Source organism: Deinococcus sp. Leaf326, from assembly GCF_001424185.1.
GTDB lineage: Bacteria > Deinococcota > Deinococci > Deinococcales > Deinococcaceae > Deinococcus.
The window spans coordinates 628,976-645,465 of sequence record NZ_LMOM01000001.1 but is presented as its reverse complement, the minus strand read 5'-3'; the positions used below and the strand labels follow the sequence as shown (position 1 = coordinate 645,465).

At 71.3% G+C, this 16,490-nt stretch carries 17 protein-coding genes; 9 read left to right on the top strand and 8 right to left on the bottom strand.

Translation table 11 applies throughout. The annotated features are described in order from the left end of the window. The first annotated feature begins 158 nt into the window (after nt 1-158). Together ASF71_RS03190 and ASF71_RS03185 are read left to right on the top strand one after the other, a co-directional pair. Entirely contained in the window at nt 159-1,277 is a 1,119-nt protein-coding gene (locus ASF71_RS03190; protein WP_369814950.1) for an acyltransferase, read from the top strand. 103 nt (nt 1,278-1,380) lie between these two features. After that, complete coding sequence (locus tag ASF71_RS03185) at nt 1,381-2,277, top strand: alpha/beta hydrolase (RefSeq protein ID WP_235514102.1); 897 nt, start codon at nt 1,381-1,383, stop codon at nt 2,275-2,277. A gap of 3 nt (nt 2,278-2,280) precedes the next feature. On the opposite strand, the gene ASF71_RS03180 is transcribed toward ASF71_RS03185, so the two are convergent. The 3 genes from ASF71_RS03180 to ASF71_RS03170 all read right to left on the bottom strand — a co-directional run bounded on the left by ASF71_RS03180 (nt 2,281) and on the right by ASF71_RS03170 (nt 4,754). After that, nucleotides 2,281-2,886: an HAD family phosphatase gene (locus ASF71_RS03180; RefSeq protein ID WP_056294635.1), complete on the bottom strand. Its 606-nt coding sequence runs from the start codon at nt 2,884-2,886 to the stop codon at nt 2,281-2,283. Between the two features lie 67 nt (nt 2,887-2,953). Beyond that, a complete protein-coding gene (locus ASF71_RS03175; protein ID WP_235514101.1) occupies nt 2,954-3,586 on the bottom strand; it encodes a response regulator transcription factor in 633 nt (210 codons plus the stop codon). A gap of 61 nt (nt 3,587-3,647) precedes the next feature. Next, nucleotides 3,648-4,754 carry a S1C family serine protease gene (locus ASF71_RS03170; RefSeq protein ID WP_056294632.1) on the bottom strand — a complete coding sequence of 369 codons (1,107 nt, stop codon included), beginning with the start codon at nt 4,752-4,754 and terminating at the stop codon, nt 3,648-3,650. Nucleotides 4,755-4,850: 96 nt separating this feature from the next. Here ASF71_RS03170 and ASF71_RS03165 point away from each other — a divergent pair, with 96 nt between their 5' ends. After that, the gene (locus ASF71_RS03165) at nt 4,851-5,231 is read left to right on the top strand and encodes an ACT domain-containing protein (protein WP_056294630.1); all 381 of its coding nucleotides are present in this window, start codon (nt 4,851-4,853) and stop codon (nt 5,229-5,231) included. Here ASF71_RS03165 and ASF71_RS03160 read toward each other — a convergent pair. The 3 genes from ASF71_RS03160 to ASF71_RS03150 are packed head-to-tail and all read right to left on the bottom strand — an operon-like array spanning nt 5,221 to nt 7,240. Beyond that, nucleotides 5,221-5,727 (bottom strand): GNAT family N-acetyltransferase, encoded by a 507-nt coding sequence (locus ASF71_RS03160; RefSeq protein WP_056294626.1) that lies wholly within the window; start codon nt 5,725-5,727, stop codon nt 5,221-5,223. The two genes, ASF71_RS03165 and ASF71_RS03160, sit on opposite strands and share 11 nt — an antisense overlap. Further along, a complete protein-coding gene (locus tag ASF71_RS03155; RefSeq protein ID WP_200939649.1) occupies nt 5,715-6,773 on the bottom strand; it encodes a nitronate monooxygenase family protein in 1,059 nt (352 codons plus the stop codon). The genes ASF71_RS03160 and ASF71_RS03155 overlap by 13 nt, the downstream gene beginning before the upstream one ends. Continuing rightward, a complete protein-coding gene (locus tag ASF71_RS03150) occupies nt 6,770-7,240 on the bottom strand; it encodes a hypothetical protein (RefSeq protein WP_056294623.1) in 471 nt (156 codons plus the stop codon). Before ASF71_RS03150 ends, ASF71_RS03155 begins: the two co-directional genes overlap by 4 nt. Nucleotides 7,241-7,328: 88 nt before the next feature. Between ASF71_RS03150 and ASF71_RS03145 the strand changes: the two genes are divergently transcribed. The 3 genes from ASF71_RS03145 to ASF71_RS03135 all read left to right on the top strand — a co-directional run bounded on the left by ASF71_RS03145 (nt 7,329) and on the right by ASF71_RS03135 (nt 10,814). Beyond that, nucleotides 7,329-8,246, top strand: a complete 918-nt coding sequence (locus ASF71_RS03145; protein ID WP_056294620.1) for a histone deacetylase — start codon at nt 7,329-7,331, stop codon at nt 8,244-8,246. Nucleotides 8,247-8,581: 335 nt separating this feature from the next. Further along, the gene (locus ASF71_RS03140; RefSeq protein ID WP_056294617.1) at nt 8,582-10,171 is read left to right on the top strand and encodes a peptide chain release factor 3; all 1,590 of its coding nucleotides are present in this window, start codon (nt 8,582-8,584) and stop codon (nt 10,169-10,171) included. 67 nt (nt 10,172-10,238) lie between these two features. Next, the gene (locus ASF71_RS03135) at nt 10,239-10,814 is read left to right on the top strand and encodes a C39 family peptidase (protein ID WP_235514100.1); all 576 of its coding nucleotides are present in this window, start codon (nt 10,239-10,241) and stop codon (nt 10,812-10,814) included. Nucleotides 10,815-10,861: 47 nt separating this feature from the next. Here the strand turns inward: ASF71_RS03135 and ASF71_RS03130 are convergent, their stop codons facing one another. Then, nucleotides 10,862-11,587, bottom strand: a complete 726-nt coding sequence (locus ASF71_RS03130; RefSeq protein WP_156372563.1) for a hypothetical protein — start codon at nt 11,585-11,587, stop codon at nt 10,862-10,864. Between the two features lie 153 nt (nt 11,588-11,740). Continuing rightward, a complete protein-coding gene (locus ASF71_RS03125; protein WP_056294612.1) occupies nt 11,741-13,057 on the bottom strand; it encodes a S41 family peptidase in 1,317 nt (438 codons plus the stop codon). Between the two features lie 195 nt (nt 13,058-13,252). On the opposite strand from ASF71_RS03125, the gene ftsE reads away from it, so the two are divergent. Genes ftsE through ASF71_RS25590 form a run of 3 tightly spaced genes read left to right on the top strand, consistent with a single transcriptional unit; the run spans nt 13,253 to nt 16,331 of the window. After that, a complete protein-coding gene (ftsE, locus tag ASF71_RS03120; RefSeq protein WP_056294609.1) occupies nt 13,253-13,936 on the top strand; it encodes a cell division ATP-binding protein FtsE in 684 nt (227 codons plus the stop codon). Then, nucleotides 13,933-14,796, top strand: coding sequence for an ABC transporter permease (locus ASF71_RS03115; RefSeq protein WP_235514099.1), 864 nt, complete (start codon nt 13,933-13,935; stop codon nt 14,794-14,796). The genes ftsE and ASF71_RS03115 overlap by 4 nt, the downstream gene beginning before the upstream one ends. After that, the gene (locus tag ASF71_RS25590) at nt 14,793-16,331 is read left to right on the top strand and encodes a murein hydrolase activator EnvC (RefSeq protein WP_304437944.1); all 1,539 of its coding nucleotides are present in this window, start codon (nt 14,793-14,795) and stop codon (nt 16,329-16,331) included. The genes ASF71_RS03115 and ASF71_RS25590 overlap by 4 nt, the downstream gene beginning before the upstream one ends. The last annotated feature ends 159 nt before the right edge of the window (nt 16,332-16,490 follow it).

Genomic DNA, 16,490 nt, shown 5'->3' with positions numbered 1-16,490 from the left:
CGACAGGACCGCAGTTCAGATGAAGAGAGGTCGCCCGGCGCTCCGGCCTCCTTACCTGACTTTCGCCCCCTCCGTGCTACGGTGCCCGGAATGAGGCGCACGCAGGACCGGGGGGCCGAACCCGGCGATCAGGACAACGGCGCCGGAAGGGCCGGGGGTTGACCGGCGAGGCGCCCGGCGTCCTGCCTCCGGTACAGACGGATACGCCCGCCAGCGAGGCGGTTCCTCCGGCCAGTGGGCAGCTCAGCGCCGTAGACGTGTTCCGGGGTCTGACCATCACGGAGGTCGTCGGGCACCACACCTCGGGAATGGCGCTGCGCTACGCCTCTCCTGGCACGCCAGAACACGAGTTCCTCTCCATCCTGAACCGGTCGCTGCATTTCGCCGTGCCTGCCTTCGTGTTCCTGTCGGTCGCCATCCTGACCAACAGCCTGCTCAAGCGCTTCGACGCGCGGCGCTATTTCTGGCGGCGACTGACGCGCGGCCTGTGGCCCTACCTGCTGTGGAGCGCCCTGTACGTGCTGTGGTCGGTGTGGACCGGGCAGCGCCCCTCCGAGGTGCTCACCGACCCCGACAAGTGGAGTTTCTATCTGCTGTACGGCAAGGCCAGCTACCACCTGTATTTTCTGCTCGTGGCGCTGGAGGTCTACCTGCTCTTGCCGCTGCTGCTGCCCCTGGCGCGCAGGAAGCCCTACATCACGGTGGCGCTGGGGCTGGGGCTGCTGGCGCAGTGGGGCGCCTACGAACTGAACCGGGGGGTCTGGCGGCTCCAGTTTCCGGCCAGTACGGTGCTGTGGTATCTGCTGCCGGTGCTGCTGGGGGTAGGGGTGGGCGCGCGCTTCGCCGAGTTTCCGGCGTGGTGGCGCCGGCGCTGGCCCGCGCTGCTGCTCCTGACGGCGGTGGCCTACGCCGCCTACCTGCCCACGGCGCTTGACTACCTCAGCGGCGACCTGACGAGCAGCGCGGGCTACAACCTGCGCAGCTGGCTATACACCTCATTGACGGCCCTGACCCTGCTGGGCGCGGCCTTTCACTGGAAGGACCTCGCGCCCCGGCTGCGCGGCGCCTTTGGGTGGCTGGGTACGGTGAGCCTGCAGATCTATCTGCTGCATCCGGTGGCGCTGCAACTGCTCGAACGCTGGCAGGCGCCGGCCGGGTCCGACGCCCAGCGGCTGTGGGTGTCGGCCGGCTACGGTCTGCTGGCGCTGCTGCTGCCCGCGCTGCTCGCCCGGTTGCTGCGCCGCACCCCCCTGAGCCCGCTGCTGTTCGGGCGTTGACCCAGGAGCGGGGGCCGGAGTCACCGGAGCTGCCCTGTCTACAGCGACCTCCCAGCAGGTCACGTCTGACCTGCGCCGCGGACGTGCCGTACAGTGCGGGGCAGTGAAGCTGCCCGCCCGGACCTGCCTTCTCGCCCTCGCCCCGCTGCTCGTCGCCCTGTGCCTGGGCGCGGCGCGGGCCGTGCCGGTTCTGCCCCCGCCGGCGCCGCTGCCCGCCCACGCAGTGCCTGAGCCGGACCGGTGGCTCGATCTGGGCCGCCTGGAGGCAGGTGCAGGGGCAGCTCCGGTGGCCGGGTCGCTCCTTCAGGTGCCGCCGCGCTGCCATGCCGAAGCTTGCGCGCTGGTGGTCGTGTCTCATCCGCGTGCCCAGTCGCCGCTGCGCCTGCGTGACAGCGTGGGGGTGTCGGTCCTGACCGGCAGGCTGCTGGAGTCGGGGTTCGCGGTTCTGCTCAGTGGGGACGGCGGTCCTACGACCTGGGGCAGTCCGGCGGCGCTGGAGGCGGCCGCGCGCGACCACGCCGAGGCCACCCGCCATTTTTTCTGGAACGGGCACACCTATGCCCTGGGCCTGAGCATGGGCGGGCTGCTGGCGCTGCGCAGCGCCCTGCCCGGCAGCCCCTACAGCGTGGAGGGCGTGGCCCTCATTGACGGCTGGGTCAACCTGGAGGCGGCGTGGCGCGCCTCAGCCGACCGCCAGGCCGAGATTCGCGCGGCCTACGGCCTGAGCACGCCGCCGCTCCCGGGCCTGGACCCCCTGCGCGGTCTGACCCAACGGCCGCCGCTGCCGCTGTTCGTGGTCTCCAGCCCCGACGACCGCCTCGTGCCGCAGGCGAGCAACGCTGAGCTGGTGTACGCCCACGCCGAGCCGGGGTTCAGCGAGCACCTGCGGGTGACCGGTCCGCACCTGGGGGGCAACCGCTTCACGCCCGAACTCGCCCGCCGCCTGGCCGACTTCTTTGGAGAGATTGAGGCCCGCACGCCGCCGCAGTACGGCTTCTGACCTTCAGGGCTGGCCCACGCCCAGAGCTGCGAGGTCCTGACGGAGCCCCGCCGCGTCCCGGAACTGCACGGCGTGCATCCCCACCGAGCGGGCCGCCTGCACGTTCTGCGCGCGGTCGTCGATCATGACCGCCTCGTCGGGGCGCACACCCGCGAAGCTCAGGCCCAGGCGGTAGATGGCCGGGCTGGGCTTGAGAACCCCCAGATAGCACGATGAGAAGAAGGCCAGCAGGAACTCCTGGAGGCCGCAGGTGGCGATGCGGTACTCGTTGAGGTCGCGGCCCTCGTTGTTCAGCGAGTACATCCGTATCTGTGCCGAGAGCTCGCGGGCCAGCGCCAGCGAGTCGGGGTAGGGCCGGCTGACCGCCTCCATCGCCGCGCGGAACTCGGCGGGCGAGAAGTCGCGCGGCTCGTAGAACACCGTCTGATCCATGTATTCGGCCAGGGTCATGCGGCCCAGTTCCAGCTCGGGCGCGGCGAGCTTGTGGCGCTCGGTGAACTCGGCCGCGTCGAGGCCGAAACTGGCTGTCACCTGCGCGCGTTGCTCGCGGTCCCAGCCGTTGGTGAGGAGCACGCCTCCGATATCCCAGAACAGCGCCTTGATGGTCATGTGCCCAGGGTAGTCCAGAAGCCCGGCAGGAGAGTGGCGGCCGGGCCGGAGATACCCGGAAAGCCGCCTACACGCTCACCAGCCCCAGGGCGATGCCGCGCGCCACCGCTCCCGCGCGGCTCTGCACGCCGAGCTTGGCGTAGATGGCCTGCACATGGAACTTGACGGTGCTTTCCGACACGCCCAGTTCGCGGGCCGCCCGCTTGTTGCTCAGGCCTGCCGCGAGCTGCGCCAGCACGTCGCGCTCGCGGGGGGTCAGGGCGATGTCCCCGGCGCCCGCAAGGTCGTCGAGGTCGTCCTCGTCCTCCGGGCCAAGCTCTCCCAGCACCCCCGGCGGCAGCACGGCCAGTCCCGCCGCCGCGCCGAGCACGCCCGCGAGGAGTTCGGCGGCGGTGGCCTCCTGCCCCAGGGCCGCGAAGCCCCCCGGCGCCCATTCGGTGAGCAGCGCGGCCCACACGGGCGATCCCAGCGCCACGACGGCCGCCGCTGTCGCTAGGGCGTGCGGCTCGGCCAGCCAGCTGTCGTCGATGATTAGGACGTCGGCGTCCTCCTGGGCGTCCGTGACGACCCGCACCCCGGCCGAGGCGAGCAGGGCTGCCGCGCCCGCCGCGCCGATGCCGGGGCGCATCGCCATGCGCACGCTGGGCAGACCACTGGCCTCAGGGCTGGGGGAGGCGGGCGCAGGGGTGGAGGCAGCCATGCCCGATGCTAAGGGGCGCGGCCCACCTCCGGCCATGGCAGGGAGCGCCGCGCCCGTCATCTCAGCGTTCTCCGACGGTCAGGGCCACGTCCTGCTCCTCACCGCCGCGCAGGATGCGGGCCGTGAGGGTGTCGCCGGCGCGGCTCTGGACGCGCTCGAGCAACTCGCGCGGGTGCCGCACGCCCTCGCCGTCCAGGCTCAGGAGGATGTCGCCGACCTTCAGGCCAGCCTGCGCGGCGGGGCTGCCGGTCTCGACCTGCACGGCTGTCAGGCCCAGGCGGGTGCCCTCGGGCCAGCGGGGCCCGCGGCCCCAGCCTCCAGCCCGGCCGTCCTCGTCACGGCCCCGGCCGCGTCCGGCCGAGCGGGGGTCGCCGCCTTCCCGGTCCCAGGGCCCACGCGGACCCTGCCCCCCCCGGGGCCCCGGCTTGCCCCACGGCCCACGGCCGCCCCACGGTCCCCGGCCTTCCGGGCCCCAGGCACGGTCCCAGGGTCCACGCGGGCTGCGCCCGTCTTCCTGCGGTGGGCGCCCGTCCTGCGGCGTGTCCTGCATGTCGCCCACCGCCCCGGTGCCCGGCAGCACGACCGGCTGGGTGGCGAGCCCCAGATATCCGCGCGGCACGCGGCCGGTCTGCGAGAGCAGTTCGGCGACCTTCAGCGCGCGGGCGGCCGGCACGGCCAGCAGGCCCCGGCGGGGGGTTCCGGCGTTGAGCACGCCGACTAGGCCGCCGCACACGTCCACGAGCGCGCCCCCACTCACCCCCGGAAAGGGCTCGGCGCCGGCTGGCAGCCAGCCGCGTTCCAGGCCCGATTGCCTCAGCAGGCCCAGCGACGCCTGGGGGCCGCGTTCGGGGCGGCCGACGGCCAGCAGCAGCTCCCCCACACGGGGGGCCGGAGCGGGGCTCAGGGGAGCGAGGCTCAGGCCCCCCGCGCGCAGCAGGGCGAGGTCGCTGCCGGGGTCGCGGCCCACCACGCTCGCCGTCAGGTGGCGGCCGTCCGGAGTGCTCACGGTCACTTCGTCGCCGTTCAGGACGTGGGCCACGGTCAGGATGAGGTCGTCGCCCACCACGCTGCCACTGATGGGGCGCGCGGCATGGACGGTCACGAGGCTGGCAGCCACCGCTTCTGCGGTATCGGCCAGTTGGCTGGAAAATTCGGAAAGATTCGTCATGCCAATAGAGTGCGCTGCGCCGGCAAAAACCGCGCCCGGCAAATGGAGAGGCCCCGGCCCTGGCCGGATGGGGGGGGGGTCCGCTAGGGTGAGGCCATGTCCCTGACCCTCTCGGTCCTGAGCGGCGAGTACGCCGTATGCCAGCTTCCCGGTGACGCCGCGCCGCCCACCTGGGCCCTGTCCGGCGAACTGTGGTCGCTGACCCGCGCGCCCGGCGAGCTGTCGGTGGTCTGCGCCGCCGCGCAGGTGCCGGCCGGGGTGCGTGCCCAGGGGGGTTGGGCGGCGCTGCGGCTGCACGGCCCCTTCGAGTTCACGCTGACCGGCATCCTGGCGGGCGTGCTGAACCCGCTGCGGGACGCCGGGGTGGGTATCTTCGCGCTATCTACCTTCGACACCGACTATGTGCTGGTCGCGCAGGAGCGGTTGCCGGACGCCGTGGCCGCCCTGCACTCGGCGGGCCACACGGTCAGGGAATGAAAGAGTCGCGGGTCAGCCGGTAGCGCAGCACCGCGACCCTTTCGCCCCGGTACGGTTCCGGCTCGCCCTCACCGGCGCGCACGAAACCCAGGCGGCGCAGGAGGGCGTGCGAACGGGTGTTGGGCGCGTGGACCTCGGCCCGGACCTCGCGCAGTCCCAGCGGCCCGAACGCGTGCGCGAGCATGAGCCGCCCGGCGCGCGTGCCCCGGCCCTGGCCCCAGGTGGCGGGCTCGCCGAGCGCAATCCCAAACTCGCCGGAGAGGCGCGTGAGGTCCGCGAGGTCCGTGTACCCGATGAGCCGGCCTTCCTCCTCGATGCCTAGGCGCAGGAAGCCCGGCCCCACGCCTGCCATGACCCCCAGCCAGTGGCGGCATAGCACCCGCTCGCTCAGGCCGGGGGTCCAGCCGTTCGCCAGGCAGAAGTCGCGGTTCTGGCCCCAGCGCGCGGCCGTCACCTCGTCGCCGGAGCGCAGGGGACGCAGGGTCAGCGCGGCCACAGGGTATCCAGGATGCCGGCCGCGCTGTCCTCCCGGCCCAGGCGGTAGCCCTCGCCCGCCCAGAGACTGAGCACGTCGGCCTGTCCCGCGTGGGCTCCGGCGGCGCGCAGCTCACGGGTCAGGGCGTTCTGGTAGGGGTAGGGCAGGGGCGAGTGGACCGCCTCGCCGAGCGCGTTGACCAGTCCCCGCGCCGGCCGCCCGCTGAAGCTGAGGGTCAGGCCGGTGGGGGCCGTGCCCGCCGCGAGCGCCGCGCGGTAGGGCGCGGAGGTGCCTGCCTCGGCGGCCCGCAGGAAGGCGGTGCCGCACTGCGCGAGGCTGGCCCCGGCGTCCAGTGCAGCCTGCACGTCGGCGCGTGTCATCAGGCCGCCGGCCACGATCACGGGCACCTCCAGGGTGGCCGCCACGCGCCGCGTCAGGTCCAGGGTCCCGGCCAGTTCGTCGTCTCTCCCGCTTCCCCAGCCGCCCCGGTGCCCGCCGGCCGCCCCGCCCTGCACCGTCACGGCGTCCACACCGTCCTGAGCCAGTTGCCGCGCCTCAGCCAGCCCGGTCGCCGTGCCGATACTCAGAATCCCTCGGCCGCGCAGGGCCGTGAGGTGCCCGGCGTCCAGCCGCCCGAAGGCGAACGAAAAGACGGCGGGCCGGGCCTCCAACACCGCCGCGAACTGGGCTCCGAAGTCCTCGGCGACCCGGGCGGGCAGCGCCGGAGGGGGCAGCCCCAGCCCCGCGTGAAAGGGGGCGAGTTCGGCGGCCGCGGCCGCGATCTGGGCCGCGGTGGGGGCGACCGGCAGCTCCGACCCCGGCGCGAAGAGGTTCACGGCGAAGGGCCGTGCGGTGCGTGCGCGCACTTCGGCTACCGCCGCCGCAATCTGCTCGGGCGTCAGATACGCCGCGCCCAGGCTTCCCAGTCCGCCCGCCTCCGAAACGGCCGCGACGAGCTCGGGCGTGCCGATCCCCCCGGCCATCGGCGCGAGGACCACCGGGCGCGTGAGGCCCAGGCGGCGCGTCAGGCCGCCTAGGGCCTGTGCAGCTGGGGCAGGGGCGTTCATGCCCGCGCACCCCCGCCCCTGATCCACCTCGCTGCCCGGGGCATCACGCGCGGCAGCACGACGAGCGACTGCAGCGGGACGGCGATCAGGGTGACGACCAGGGTCACGACCGGCAGGGGTACGCGCCCCAGCAGGAGCGGCAGCGTTGCCAGCAGCACGGCCGTGATGAGGGGGTAGGTGCAGGCCCACACGATCAGCGCCGTACGGTAGCGCGCCGGGCCGTGCAGCACCGGAAAGCGGACCCAGTGGCCCCCGGTCAGCCGCTCGACGAGGGGAAAGACCACGAACTGCGTGAGCGGCACCAGAATCGCCGTCAGGATCAGGGCGCTCAGGGGCGTGGGCACCCGGCCCAGCAGCAGGGGCTCGAGCAGCGTGAGCAGCAGGGTAATGGCCGGGTAGATGCCCAGCCAGCGCGCGGCGGTCAGCCGCAGAGGCGAGGTGGCAGCAGGAGCGGGCGGCGCGGACACGGGCGCATCCTATCCGGGCGCCGAGCGGCGAGTCTGTCGCCCAATTCCGGCAGACCTGCGGCCGGGAGCGTTAGCCTGCGCGGCGAGCATGACCCTCCCCGACCTGCCCCGAGCCTGGACCGCCTACCGCCGCGCGGCCTACCTGACCGGGCCGTCGCCCCGCCGACAATTTCTGCCGCGCGAGGTGCTGCGGGAGCTGCTGAGCCGGGTCGAGGACCGCCTGCCTCTTCTCGACGCCCCCGACCTGCCCTGGGCGCTGGCCGAGCGGGTTCACGACGCCGGATACCTGCGCCGCTGGCGGGCGGGGGAGGTGACGCGGGCCGAGGAGCGGGCGATGGGCTTCGCGTGGACACCGGGCGTCGTGGCGCGCGGCCTGGGCAGCAGCGGCGCGACCCTGGCCGCCACCCGTGACGCGCTGGCGGGCGGTCTGGGCCTGAATCTCGGCGGCGGCACCCACCACGCCTACGCGGGGCACGCTGAGGGCTTTTCCTTCTTGAACGACGTGGCGATCTCGGCGCGCTGGTTGCTGGACGGCCACCGGGCGAGCCGCATCCTGGTTCTCGACCTGGACGTGCACCAGGGCAACGGCACGGCGAGTCTCTTCGCGGGCGAAGGCCGCGTGCTGACCGTCAGCGTCCACGCGGCCCATAACTACCCGTTCGACAAGGAAACCAGCGGCCTGGACGTGGGGCTGCCCGACGGTACCGGGGACGCCGAGTATCTCGCCGCGCTGGACACCCGGGTCGCCCCGGTGGTGGCTGCCTTCCGGCCCGACTTCGTGTACTACCTCGCAGGGGCGGACGTGCTGGCAGGCGACCAGCTCGGGCGGCTGGCCCTGAGCCTGGACGGAATGCGCCGGCGCGACGAGCGGGTGTTTCGCTGGGCGGCGCGCGCCCGACTTCCCCTCGTGATGGTGACGGCCGGAGGCTACCACCGCGATCCTATGCAGCTCGTGCAGGCGCGACTGGGCACGTTCGGGGCGGCGCTGGAGGCCTACGCCCGGTAGCCAGAGGAGGACGGGTTTCCTGACCCGGAAGGCGGTTGTGCACAGGAAGTTCTGTCGGACTACTTGGCCGGGAACATCAGGGTGTGGGGCGTTCAGGTGGGCCGGCGCTTCCGGCTCTGGCCGGCGAGCTGGAGAGAGGAGGACCATCCGCTTACGTTCCTGTGTGCATCCCCTCTTCAGGAAGGACAGGTGTACGACGACTGAACTCAGGGGTCGGACGCGGTACACTGGGGCCATGACCGTTCTCCTCACGCCCCCCTAGCGAGAGTCGAGAACGCGTGTTTTTCCCAGAATCCAAGCCATCTCGGGCCATCTCCAGGCCCGCCGGAGTGTTCATGACTGCACCTGCCGCCCAACTCGAAACCGAGATTGCCCGCCGCCGCACCTTCGCCATCATCTCGCACCCGGACGCCGGGAAGACCACGATCACCGAAAAGCTGCTGTTGTACGGAGGCGCCATTCAGGAGGCGGGCAGCGTGACGGCCAAGGAAGGCCGCAGCCACACCAAGTCCGACTGGATGAGCATCGAGCAGCAGCGCGGAATTTCCATCTCCAGCTCGGCGCTGACCTTCGAATACGCCGGGAGACACGTCAACCTCCTGGACACGCCGGGCCACCAGGATTTCAGCGAGGACACCTACCGCACCCTGACGGCCGCCGACTCCGCGCTGATGGTCCTCGACGCGGCGCGCGGCGTGCAGACCCAGACCGAGAAACTGTTTGCGGTGTGCCGCAACCGCGAAATCCCCATCCTCACCTTCGTCAACAAGATGGACCGCCCTGCCCTGGACCCCTTCGAACTCATCGCGCAGGTCGAGGAGACCCTGAAGATCACGGTGGTGCCGCTGACCTGGCCCATCGGCGACGGCCCCGACTTCAAGGGCGTGTACGACCTTCAGACCGGGCAGGTCCTGGCCTTCGAGCGCACCTCGGGGGGCAAGCACCGCGCGCCCATGCAGACCGCCGGCCTGGACGATCCCCGCTTGCTCGATCTCGTCGGACACGACCTCGCCGCCAAGCTGCGCGAGGACGTGGAACTCATCCAGGGGGCCATGCCCGAGTTCGAGGCTGAGGCATTCCGGGCCGGCGAACTGACCCCGGTGTTCTTCGGGTCGGCCATGAACAACTTCGGGATCGAGCACTTCCTGAGCAACTTCGTCGAACTCGCGCCGCCCCCCGGCGCGGTCGAGACGAACCAGGGCGAGCGCGACCCCGAGGCGCCGTTTGCCGGTTTCATCTTCAAACTCCAGGCCAACATGAGCCGTGCGCACCGCGACCGCACCGCCTACATGCGCGTCATGTCGGGGCACTTCGAGCGCGGCATGGACGTGACCCACACCCGCACCGGGCGCAAGCTGCGGCTCTCGCAGGCGCACACCCTGTTCGCCCAGGACCGCGAGAAGGTCGAGGAAGCCTACCCCGGCGATATCGTGGGCCTCGTGAACCCCGGTGTCTTTCAGATCGGGGACGTGGTCAGTGTGGACGGCAAGGTGCTGCTGCCCAGCTTCCCGCGCTTCACGCCCGAGACCTTCGCTACGCTGGCCCTCAAGGACGTGGGCAAGCGCAAGGCGTTCATGAAGGGCCTGACCCAGCTCGCCGAGGAAGGCGTGGTGCAGGTCTTCTACCCGACCGACGGCGCGCGCGACCCCTACCTGGGCGCGGTCGGGCCGCTGCAGTTCGAGGTCTTCCAGGCGCGGCTCTCCGAGGAGTACGGCGTGGAGGTCGAGATGAACGTCACGAGCTACGCGCTCGTGCGCTGGCTGGCGGGGGACCCCAGCAACGTTGCCCGTTTCGCCCGCCACGTCGAGGACGACCAGGGCCGCCCGGTCATGCTGTTCCGCAGCAAGTACGACCTCGAATACACCGCCGAGCAGCACCCCGAAATCGAGTTCCTGCCGCTGCCCCGCGACCTCACGCGGGTCTGAGCCGGCCCGGCGCGGCGTCCCGGCCGCTGAAAGACTGACGTGACGCCCACAGGCGCATCCTCGGCGGGTGCGCCTTCCGCGTTTCCTATACTCTGCCGCCGCGTTGCTGGCCCTGCTGGGACCGGCCGCCTCTGCGGCGGCTCCGGCCCCCACCGGTTACACCCTTCAGGGCGTGCCGCTCATCCGCCAGACCTACAACGCCTGCGGCCCGGCCAGCATCACGCAGGTGCTGGGCTACTTCGGGTTGAGGGTCGCGCTCGCCGATGTGAGCCGCCTGACCCGCCCCACCGAGCGCTCGTACATGACAGCCCAGGCCATCGTGGACTTCGCGCCGCAGGTCGGCATGGAGGCGCGGCTGTACTCGGGCGGCTCGCTCGCCACTGTGCGCGCGGCCATCCGCCAGGGTCTGCCCCTGATCGCCCTGCAGTCGCACATTCCGCGTGCGGGCACCGTCATCGCCCACTGGCGCGTGGTCGTGGGCTACGATGACGCCTCGGCCCAAGTCGAACTCATGGACCCGCTGCTGGGCCACGTGGCGATGGGCTACGCCGACTTCGCCCGTGTCTGGGCCGACCACAGGGGGCAGTTCGCGGTGCTGTACCCCCCGCACCTGCGGGTGCGGGTGGGGGCGACGGTGGGGTAAAGGCCAGAGGGGTGCGGTAGGGAAGGCGCGGCGTGGTCCCTGCCCGGTCAGGAGCCGCATCCTCCGCCGCAACTGCTACCGCAGCTTCCACCGTCCGACCCCCCGCTGTCGCTGCCGCCTGACCCAGTGTCTGTCCCCGCGCTGTCTGCCCCCATGAAGAAGAACAGGCCTCCGGCTCCGGCGGTGGCGGTAGGAGTGACGTGACCCTTCTGGCGGCCGAGCAGGACAGCCAGCAGTCCGAAGACCAGCGCGGTCAGCAGAAGGAACAGGGGCGTGCCCGTGAGCAGGGTGCCTCCGAAGCCCAGCAGCGCCGCGCCGACCCAGCCCCACAGCCCGGCCGCTGGCGTCGGACGCTGGGCCTGCGCCTCGGTCAGCGCCGGGCGGGGCCAGCAGTCGGCCGGCGCCGCCTCGCCGAAGGTCCGCTCATACAGCAACAGAGTATCTAGGTATTGCTCCCGCAGCCGGGCCGCGTCGCCCGGCGTATCCGTACCGGGCTCGTGGTGCAGTGGGGCGGGCAGCAGCGCCTGAAAGCCGCCCCAGTAATCGCGGGTGAACATCAGGTGGGTGTGCCACACCTCGTCCACGGCGGGCGAGGGCGTCACGGACCGGCCCAGCGTGGCGAGGTACACGAATCGGCGGTATTCGGTCTCGGCCTGCACTGCGAACGCCTCGGTCCAGCCGTGCTCGCGCATCAGGCGGGCGCGCAGGCCGGCGGGCAAGGGCCAGGTATTGAGGCTGGTGTTGGGGGTCGGTCTGCCGCTTTGGATGGTCATCGTTGCCTCCAGGGTGTGTTTCAGCGTTTCGTGTGCGGTGTCTTCGGTGGTGCCCCCATCGTCGGCCGCTCCTGTCAGCCGGAGGTCAGCCTGCCCTAGGGCACGAAAAGAGCGGCCCACCTGTCGGGGGCCGCTCGGTCCTGCTCGTGGTGCTTACTGCAGCGCCTGAATCCCGCGCTTGAGGATCGCGTCGCCCTGCGTATCCACGACGGCCTCGCCCTGGGTCGAGCTGCGCTCGGGGCGCTTGACCTCGGCCGTGTAGGTGAACTTGCCGTCCTTGTCGGCCGTGACCGTCACCGGTTTGCCCGCCACCGTGATCGTCAGCTTGCTTCCGGGGGTCGCGCCGCCGCCCGTGAAGTTCAGGGGCAGGGTGTAGCGCGTGTCGGTGACCACCACGTCGGGCGTGATGCCCTTCTTGTGGATCTCGCGGCCCTTGGGGGTCAGCCACGCGCTGTTCACGATGGCGACCTTGCCGCCGTCCGGCAACGTCACCGGAATCTGGGCAACGCCCTTGCCAAAGGTCTGCTCGCCGATGATGGTCGCGCGCCCGGCGTCCTGTAGGGCGCCCGAGACGACCTCGCTGGCGCTGGCGCTGTTCTTGTTGACAAGCACGACCAGCTTGCCGGTGTAGTCGCTGGCCTGGTTGCGGGCCTGACCGTAGACCTGCGGTTTGCCTTCGCGCTCGCGCAGGCTCACGATGGGGCCGCTCTGCAGGAACTGGTCGGCCACGTCCACCCCGGCGCTCAGCAGGCCGCCGCCGTTGTCGCGCAGGTCCAGAATGAGCTTCTGCACGCCCTGCTTCTTCATGTCGGCGACCGCCGCACGGAACTGGGCGCTGGCCTGCTCGTTGTAGAAGGTGTTAAGGGCGATGTACCCGATCTTGCCCGGCAGCACCGTCTTCTCGACGCTGACGATGCTCACCTTGTCGCGCGTGAGCTTGACCGTGAAGGGCTTGCCCTGGCGCGCAAAGGTCACGTCCACGGCCGAGCCGACCGGGCCGCGCACGAGTTTCACGATGTCGTCGAGCTTGGCGCCCGTCACGTCCTTGTCGCCGATCTTGACGAACACATCACCGATCTGCACGCCGCTTTTCGAGGCTGCGTTGCCCTTGTAGACGTTGTCCACCTTGCCGCCCGTGCCGTCGCCGTTGACCCCGACGAGCGTCACGCCGATCCCGCCGAAGGAGCCGCTGAGGTTCTCGGCGTCGATCTCGTTGCTCGACGGCTCGGTGTAGTAGGTGAACTCGTCGTTCAGGCTGCCGATGGCGCCATTGATCGCGCCGCGCAGCAGCTTGTCCTGGTCCACCGGGTACAGGTAGTACTTGTTCAGGTCGTTCAAGACAGTCAGGAGGGTCTTGCCCTCGGAGGAGTTGCCCAGATTCTGCGCGGTGTAGCCGCCCATCTGTGCGTAGGCGACAGCGGCGGTCAGGGCCAGGGTTCCGGCCACGACGAACAGACGGTTGCGGTTCACGTCCCGAAGGATAGTGCGCCCACCTCAGGGGCGTTTGAAACGCAAGTGACAGGCGCATAGGGAAGATGAGAACCCGCCCGGCCGCTTTTTCACGTTGTGGGGCGGGCCTGGGCTATGCTGCGTGTCAGGCATGCACAGTTCTTTTCTTCTCGCCGCACGTCAGGCCGCGTCCGGGCCCTCTCAGAGGCCAGAAGCATGATCGATTTCCGGGGCGTCACGCTCGAATATCCGGTGACGCGCACGCTGGCGCTCGACAACCTCAGTCTGCACGTCACCAAGGGTGAGTTCGTGTACCTGGTGGGCCACTCGGGCGCGGGCAAGAGCAGCTTCATGAATCTCGTGCTCAAGCGGGCGTTGCCCACGCGCGGCGAGGTCCGCGTCGCCGGCGAGCCGCTCTCACGCTACCGGGGCCGCCGCACACCGCTCCTGCGCCGCCGCATGGGGACCGTGTTCCAGGACAACCTGCTGCTGCACCACCTCAGCGCCTACGACAACGTAGCCTTTGCCCTGCGTGTGACCGGCGTGCCTGCCCGCGAGTGGCCGGCGCGCGTCTCGGGAGCATTGCGCACGGTGGGCCTGGAGCACAAGAAACACGCCCTGCCCATGCAGCTCTCGCTGGGCGAGCAGCAGCGGGTGGCTATCGCGCGGGCCATCGTCTCGGACCCGCCGCTGCTGCTCGCCGACGAGCCGACCGGTAACCTCGACCCCGACAACAGCCGCGAGGTCCTGAAGGTGCTGCAGAACGTCAACCTGCGCGGCACGACGGTCGTGGTGGCGACCCACGCCCGCGACCTCGTCGAGACCTTCCGGCACCGTACCCTGACGCTGCGCAAGGGCAAACTGGTCCGCGACGACGCCCTGGGGGGCTACGCGCTGTGAGTTATCACTTCCGGCAGGCGCTGCTCGCCATGCGCGCCAACCTCACGGCGACCTTCTCGACCCTCACCACCATGACCATCACGCTGCTCGTGCTGGGGGCGGTGCTGCTGCTCACGCTGAACGTCAACCGCACCCTCTCGCAGCTTGAGTCGCAGGTCGAGGTGGCCGCCTACCTGACCGCGGAGGCCGACGGCGAGGCATTGCTGGCGCGGGTGCAGAGCTATTCGCAGGTGCGCACGGCCACGCTGGTCAGCCCCGAACAGGTGCTGGGCGAGATGACGCGCGACTATCCCTACGCCCGCGAGGCGGCGGCCCTGGCCGGCAACCCCTTTCCCGAGACCCTGCGGATGCGGGTGGCGCGGGTCGAGGACTCCCGCCGGGTCGCCGACGCGGTCTCGGCTCTGCCCGGCGTCGAGGACGTCGAGTACGGCGCCGGCTACGTGGACCCGGCCGTGCGGACCCTGACGGCCGTGCGCGCCGCCGGTTACGCGCTCGTGGCGCTGCTGTTGCTGGGCACCCTGTTCAACATCCTCAACGCGGTGCGGGTCGCCATGTACGCCCGGCGCAACGAGATCGGCGTGATGCGCCTGCTGGGCGCCACTCCCGCCTTTATCCGGATGCCGCACCTCATCGAGGGGGTGCTCGTGGGGCTGCTGGCCGCCGTCATCTCGGCTGGGCTGCTGGGGCTGACCTATATCCAGCTCGCGGGCCGGGTAGCCCAGTTCGTGCCGGTCTTTCCGGTCATCACCGACTGGCAGACCATCGCGCCGGTTCTGGGCGGCGTAGCGGCGTTGGGATTGATCATCGGACTGGTGGGCAGCCTGTTCGCCACCGGCCGCTATCTGCGGGAGCTGGAGTGACCCGGCGCGGGGGTCGGGGGCGCGGCCCCGCCGTGGCGACGCTGCTGCTGGCCGCCGCGCTGGCCACCACCCAGAGTGTCGGGAACGGCCGGGCGGCGGCGCAGAACGCCGTTTCGGCGGCCAGTCCCGTGCCGTCTACGCGCCCGCCCGTCAAACTGCCAACCACCAGCGAGCGGCTCGAACAGCTCCGGCGGGACCTGAGCCAGCAGCGCAGCCTGGGGCGCGACCAGGTGCAGCGCCTGAACGTCATCCGGGGGCGTCTTCAGGGCCTCACGGCGCAGCAGCGGCAGACGCTTGGGCGGCTTGACGCGCTGGCCGACAGCGTGGCCGAGCTGGAAAACGACCTCGCCCGCGTGACGGCCCGTGTGGCCCTGGCCGAGCGGCAACTGGACGACCTCGGCGCGCAGCGCGAGCTGACCCAGGCGCGGGTGGCGAGCCTTCAGGCCGACGTGCGCAGCCTCCTGAACGCCCTGTACCGTGAGCGCAGCGGTCAGTACCTCGCCCTGCTCTCGCAGGCGAAGAACCTCTCGGACCTGCTCATTCGGCTCGACTACGCCAACATGTCGGGGCGGCGCAACGTGGACGTGATCGGCGCCCTGCACCGTGAGGCCGACGTGCTCGCGCAGCAGCAGGTCCTCCAAGAACAGCAGACGGCGCGCCTTAAGACCCTTCAGGGCGAGCGTCAGGTCACTTTGGTCGGGCTGCGCACTCGGCGGGCCGAGCAAAACCGCCTGCTCGCCAGCCTCAAGGCATCCGAGCAGGGACAGCGCGCTCTGCGGGTGCGGACCCAGGCGCAGCAGGCCTTGACTGCCCAGAGCATCGACCAACTGGTCGGGCAGGTCGTCAAGGAGCGCGCCCGCATCGAGGCCGAGCGCCGGCGCCTGATCGAGGAGGAACGCCAGCGCCGCGAGGCCGAGGCCAGGCGCATCCGCGAGGCGCAGGAGCGGGCCCGTCAGGAGGCGCTGCGCCTGGCCCGTGAACGCGCCGAGCAGGAGCGCCGGGCGCGTGAGGCCCAGGCCGCCCGCGAACGCGCCGCCGCCCAGGCCGCTGCCCAGGCCCAGCGCGAGCGCCAGCAGGCGCTGGCCCGCGAGCAGGCGACCCTGCGCGCCCGCAGCGCCCAGGTCGCGCAGGCCCAGCAGCGCGCCGAGGTTCAGCTCGCGCCCCTGCCCGCAGCCGCGCCGAGCAGTCCGGTGGGCTTTCCGCTGCCCGGCGGGCAGGTGGCGGCGCCGTTCGGGGCTTCGGGCGCGCAGTGGGTCATTCTCAGCGGCCCGAGCGGCGCCCAGGCGACCGCCGCGCTGGAGGGCAACGTGCTCGCCGCGACCTACTACGCCTCGCTGGGCTGGGTGGTGCTGCTCGACAACGGCTCCGGGATCGTGACCGGGTATTTCGGTCTCCAGAACGCCGGAGTCAACGTCGGCGACCGGGTCGCGCGCGGCGCGCCGCTGGGGGTCATCGGAGGCAGCCACATCTTCGGCCTCGACCGCATGGCCTTCCAGCTCCGCCAGGGGACCCAGGCGGTCGCGCCGGGGTTCTGAGGGTGTACCTCAGCTCCCCGGATGGAGCAGGACTGGGAGCGGGCGATCCCCACACCGGCAGGTCGTCTCCGCGCTTGCTCCGGCTCTGCGCTTTCTGATACTCTCTTTCGGTGCGCTCCGATTCTGGCTGCTGACGGGCGTATGTTCTCCGTGCATACC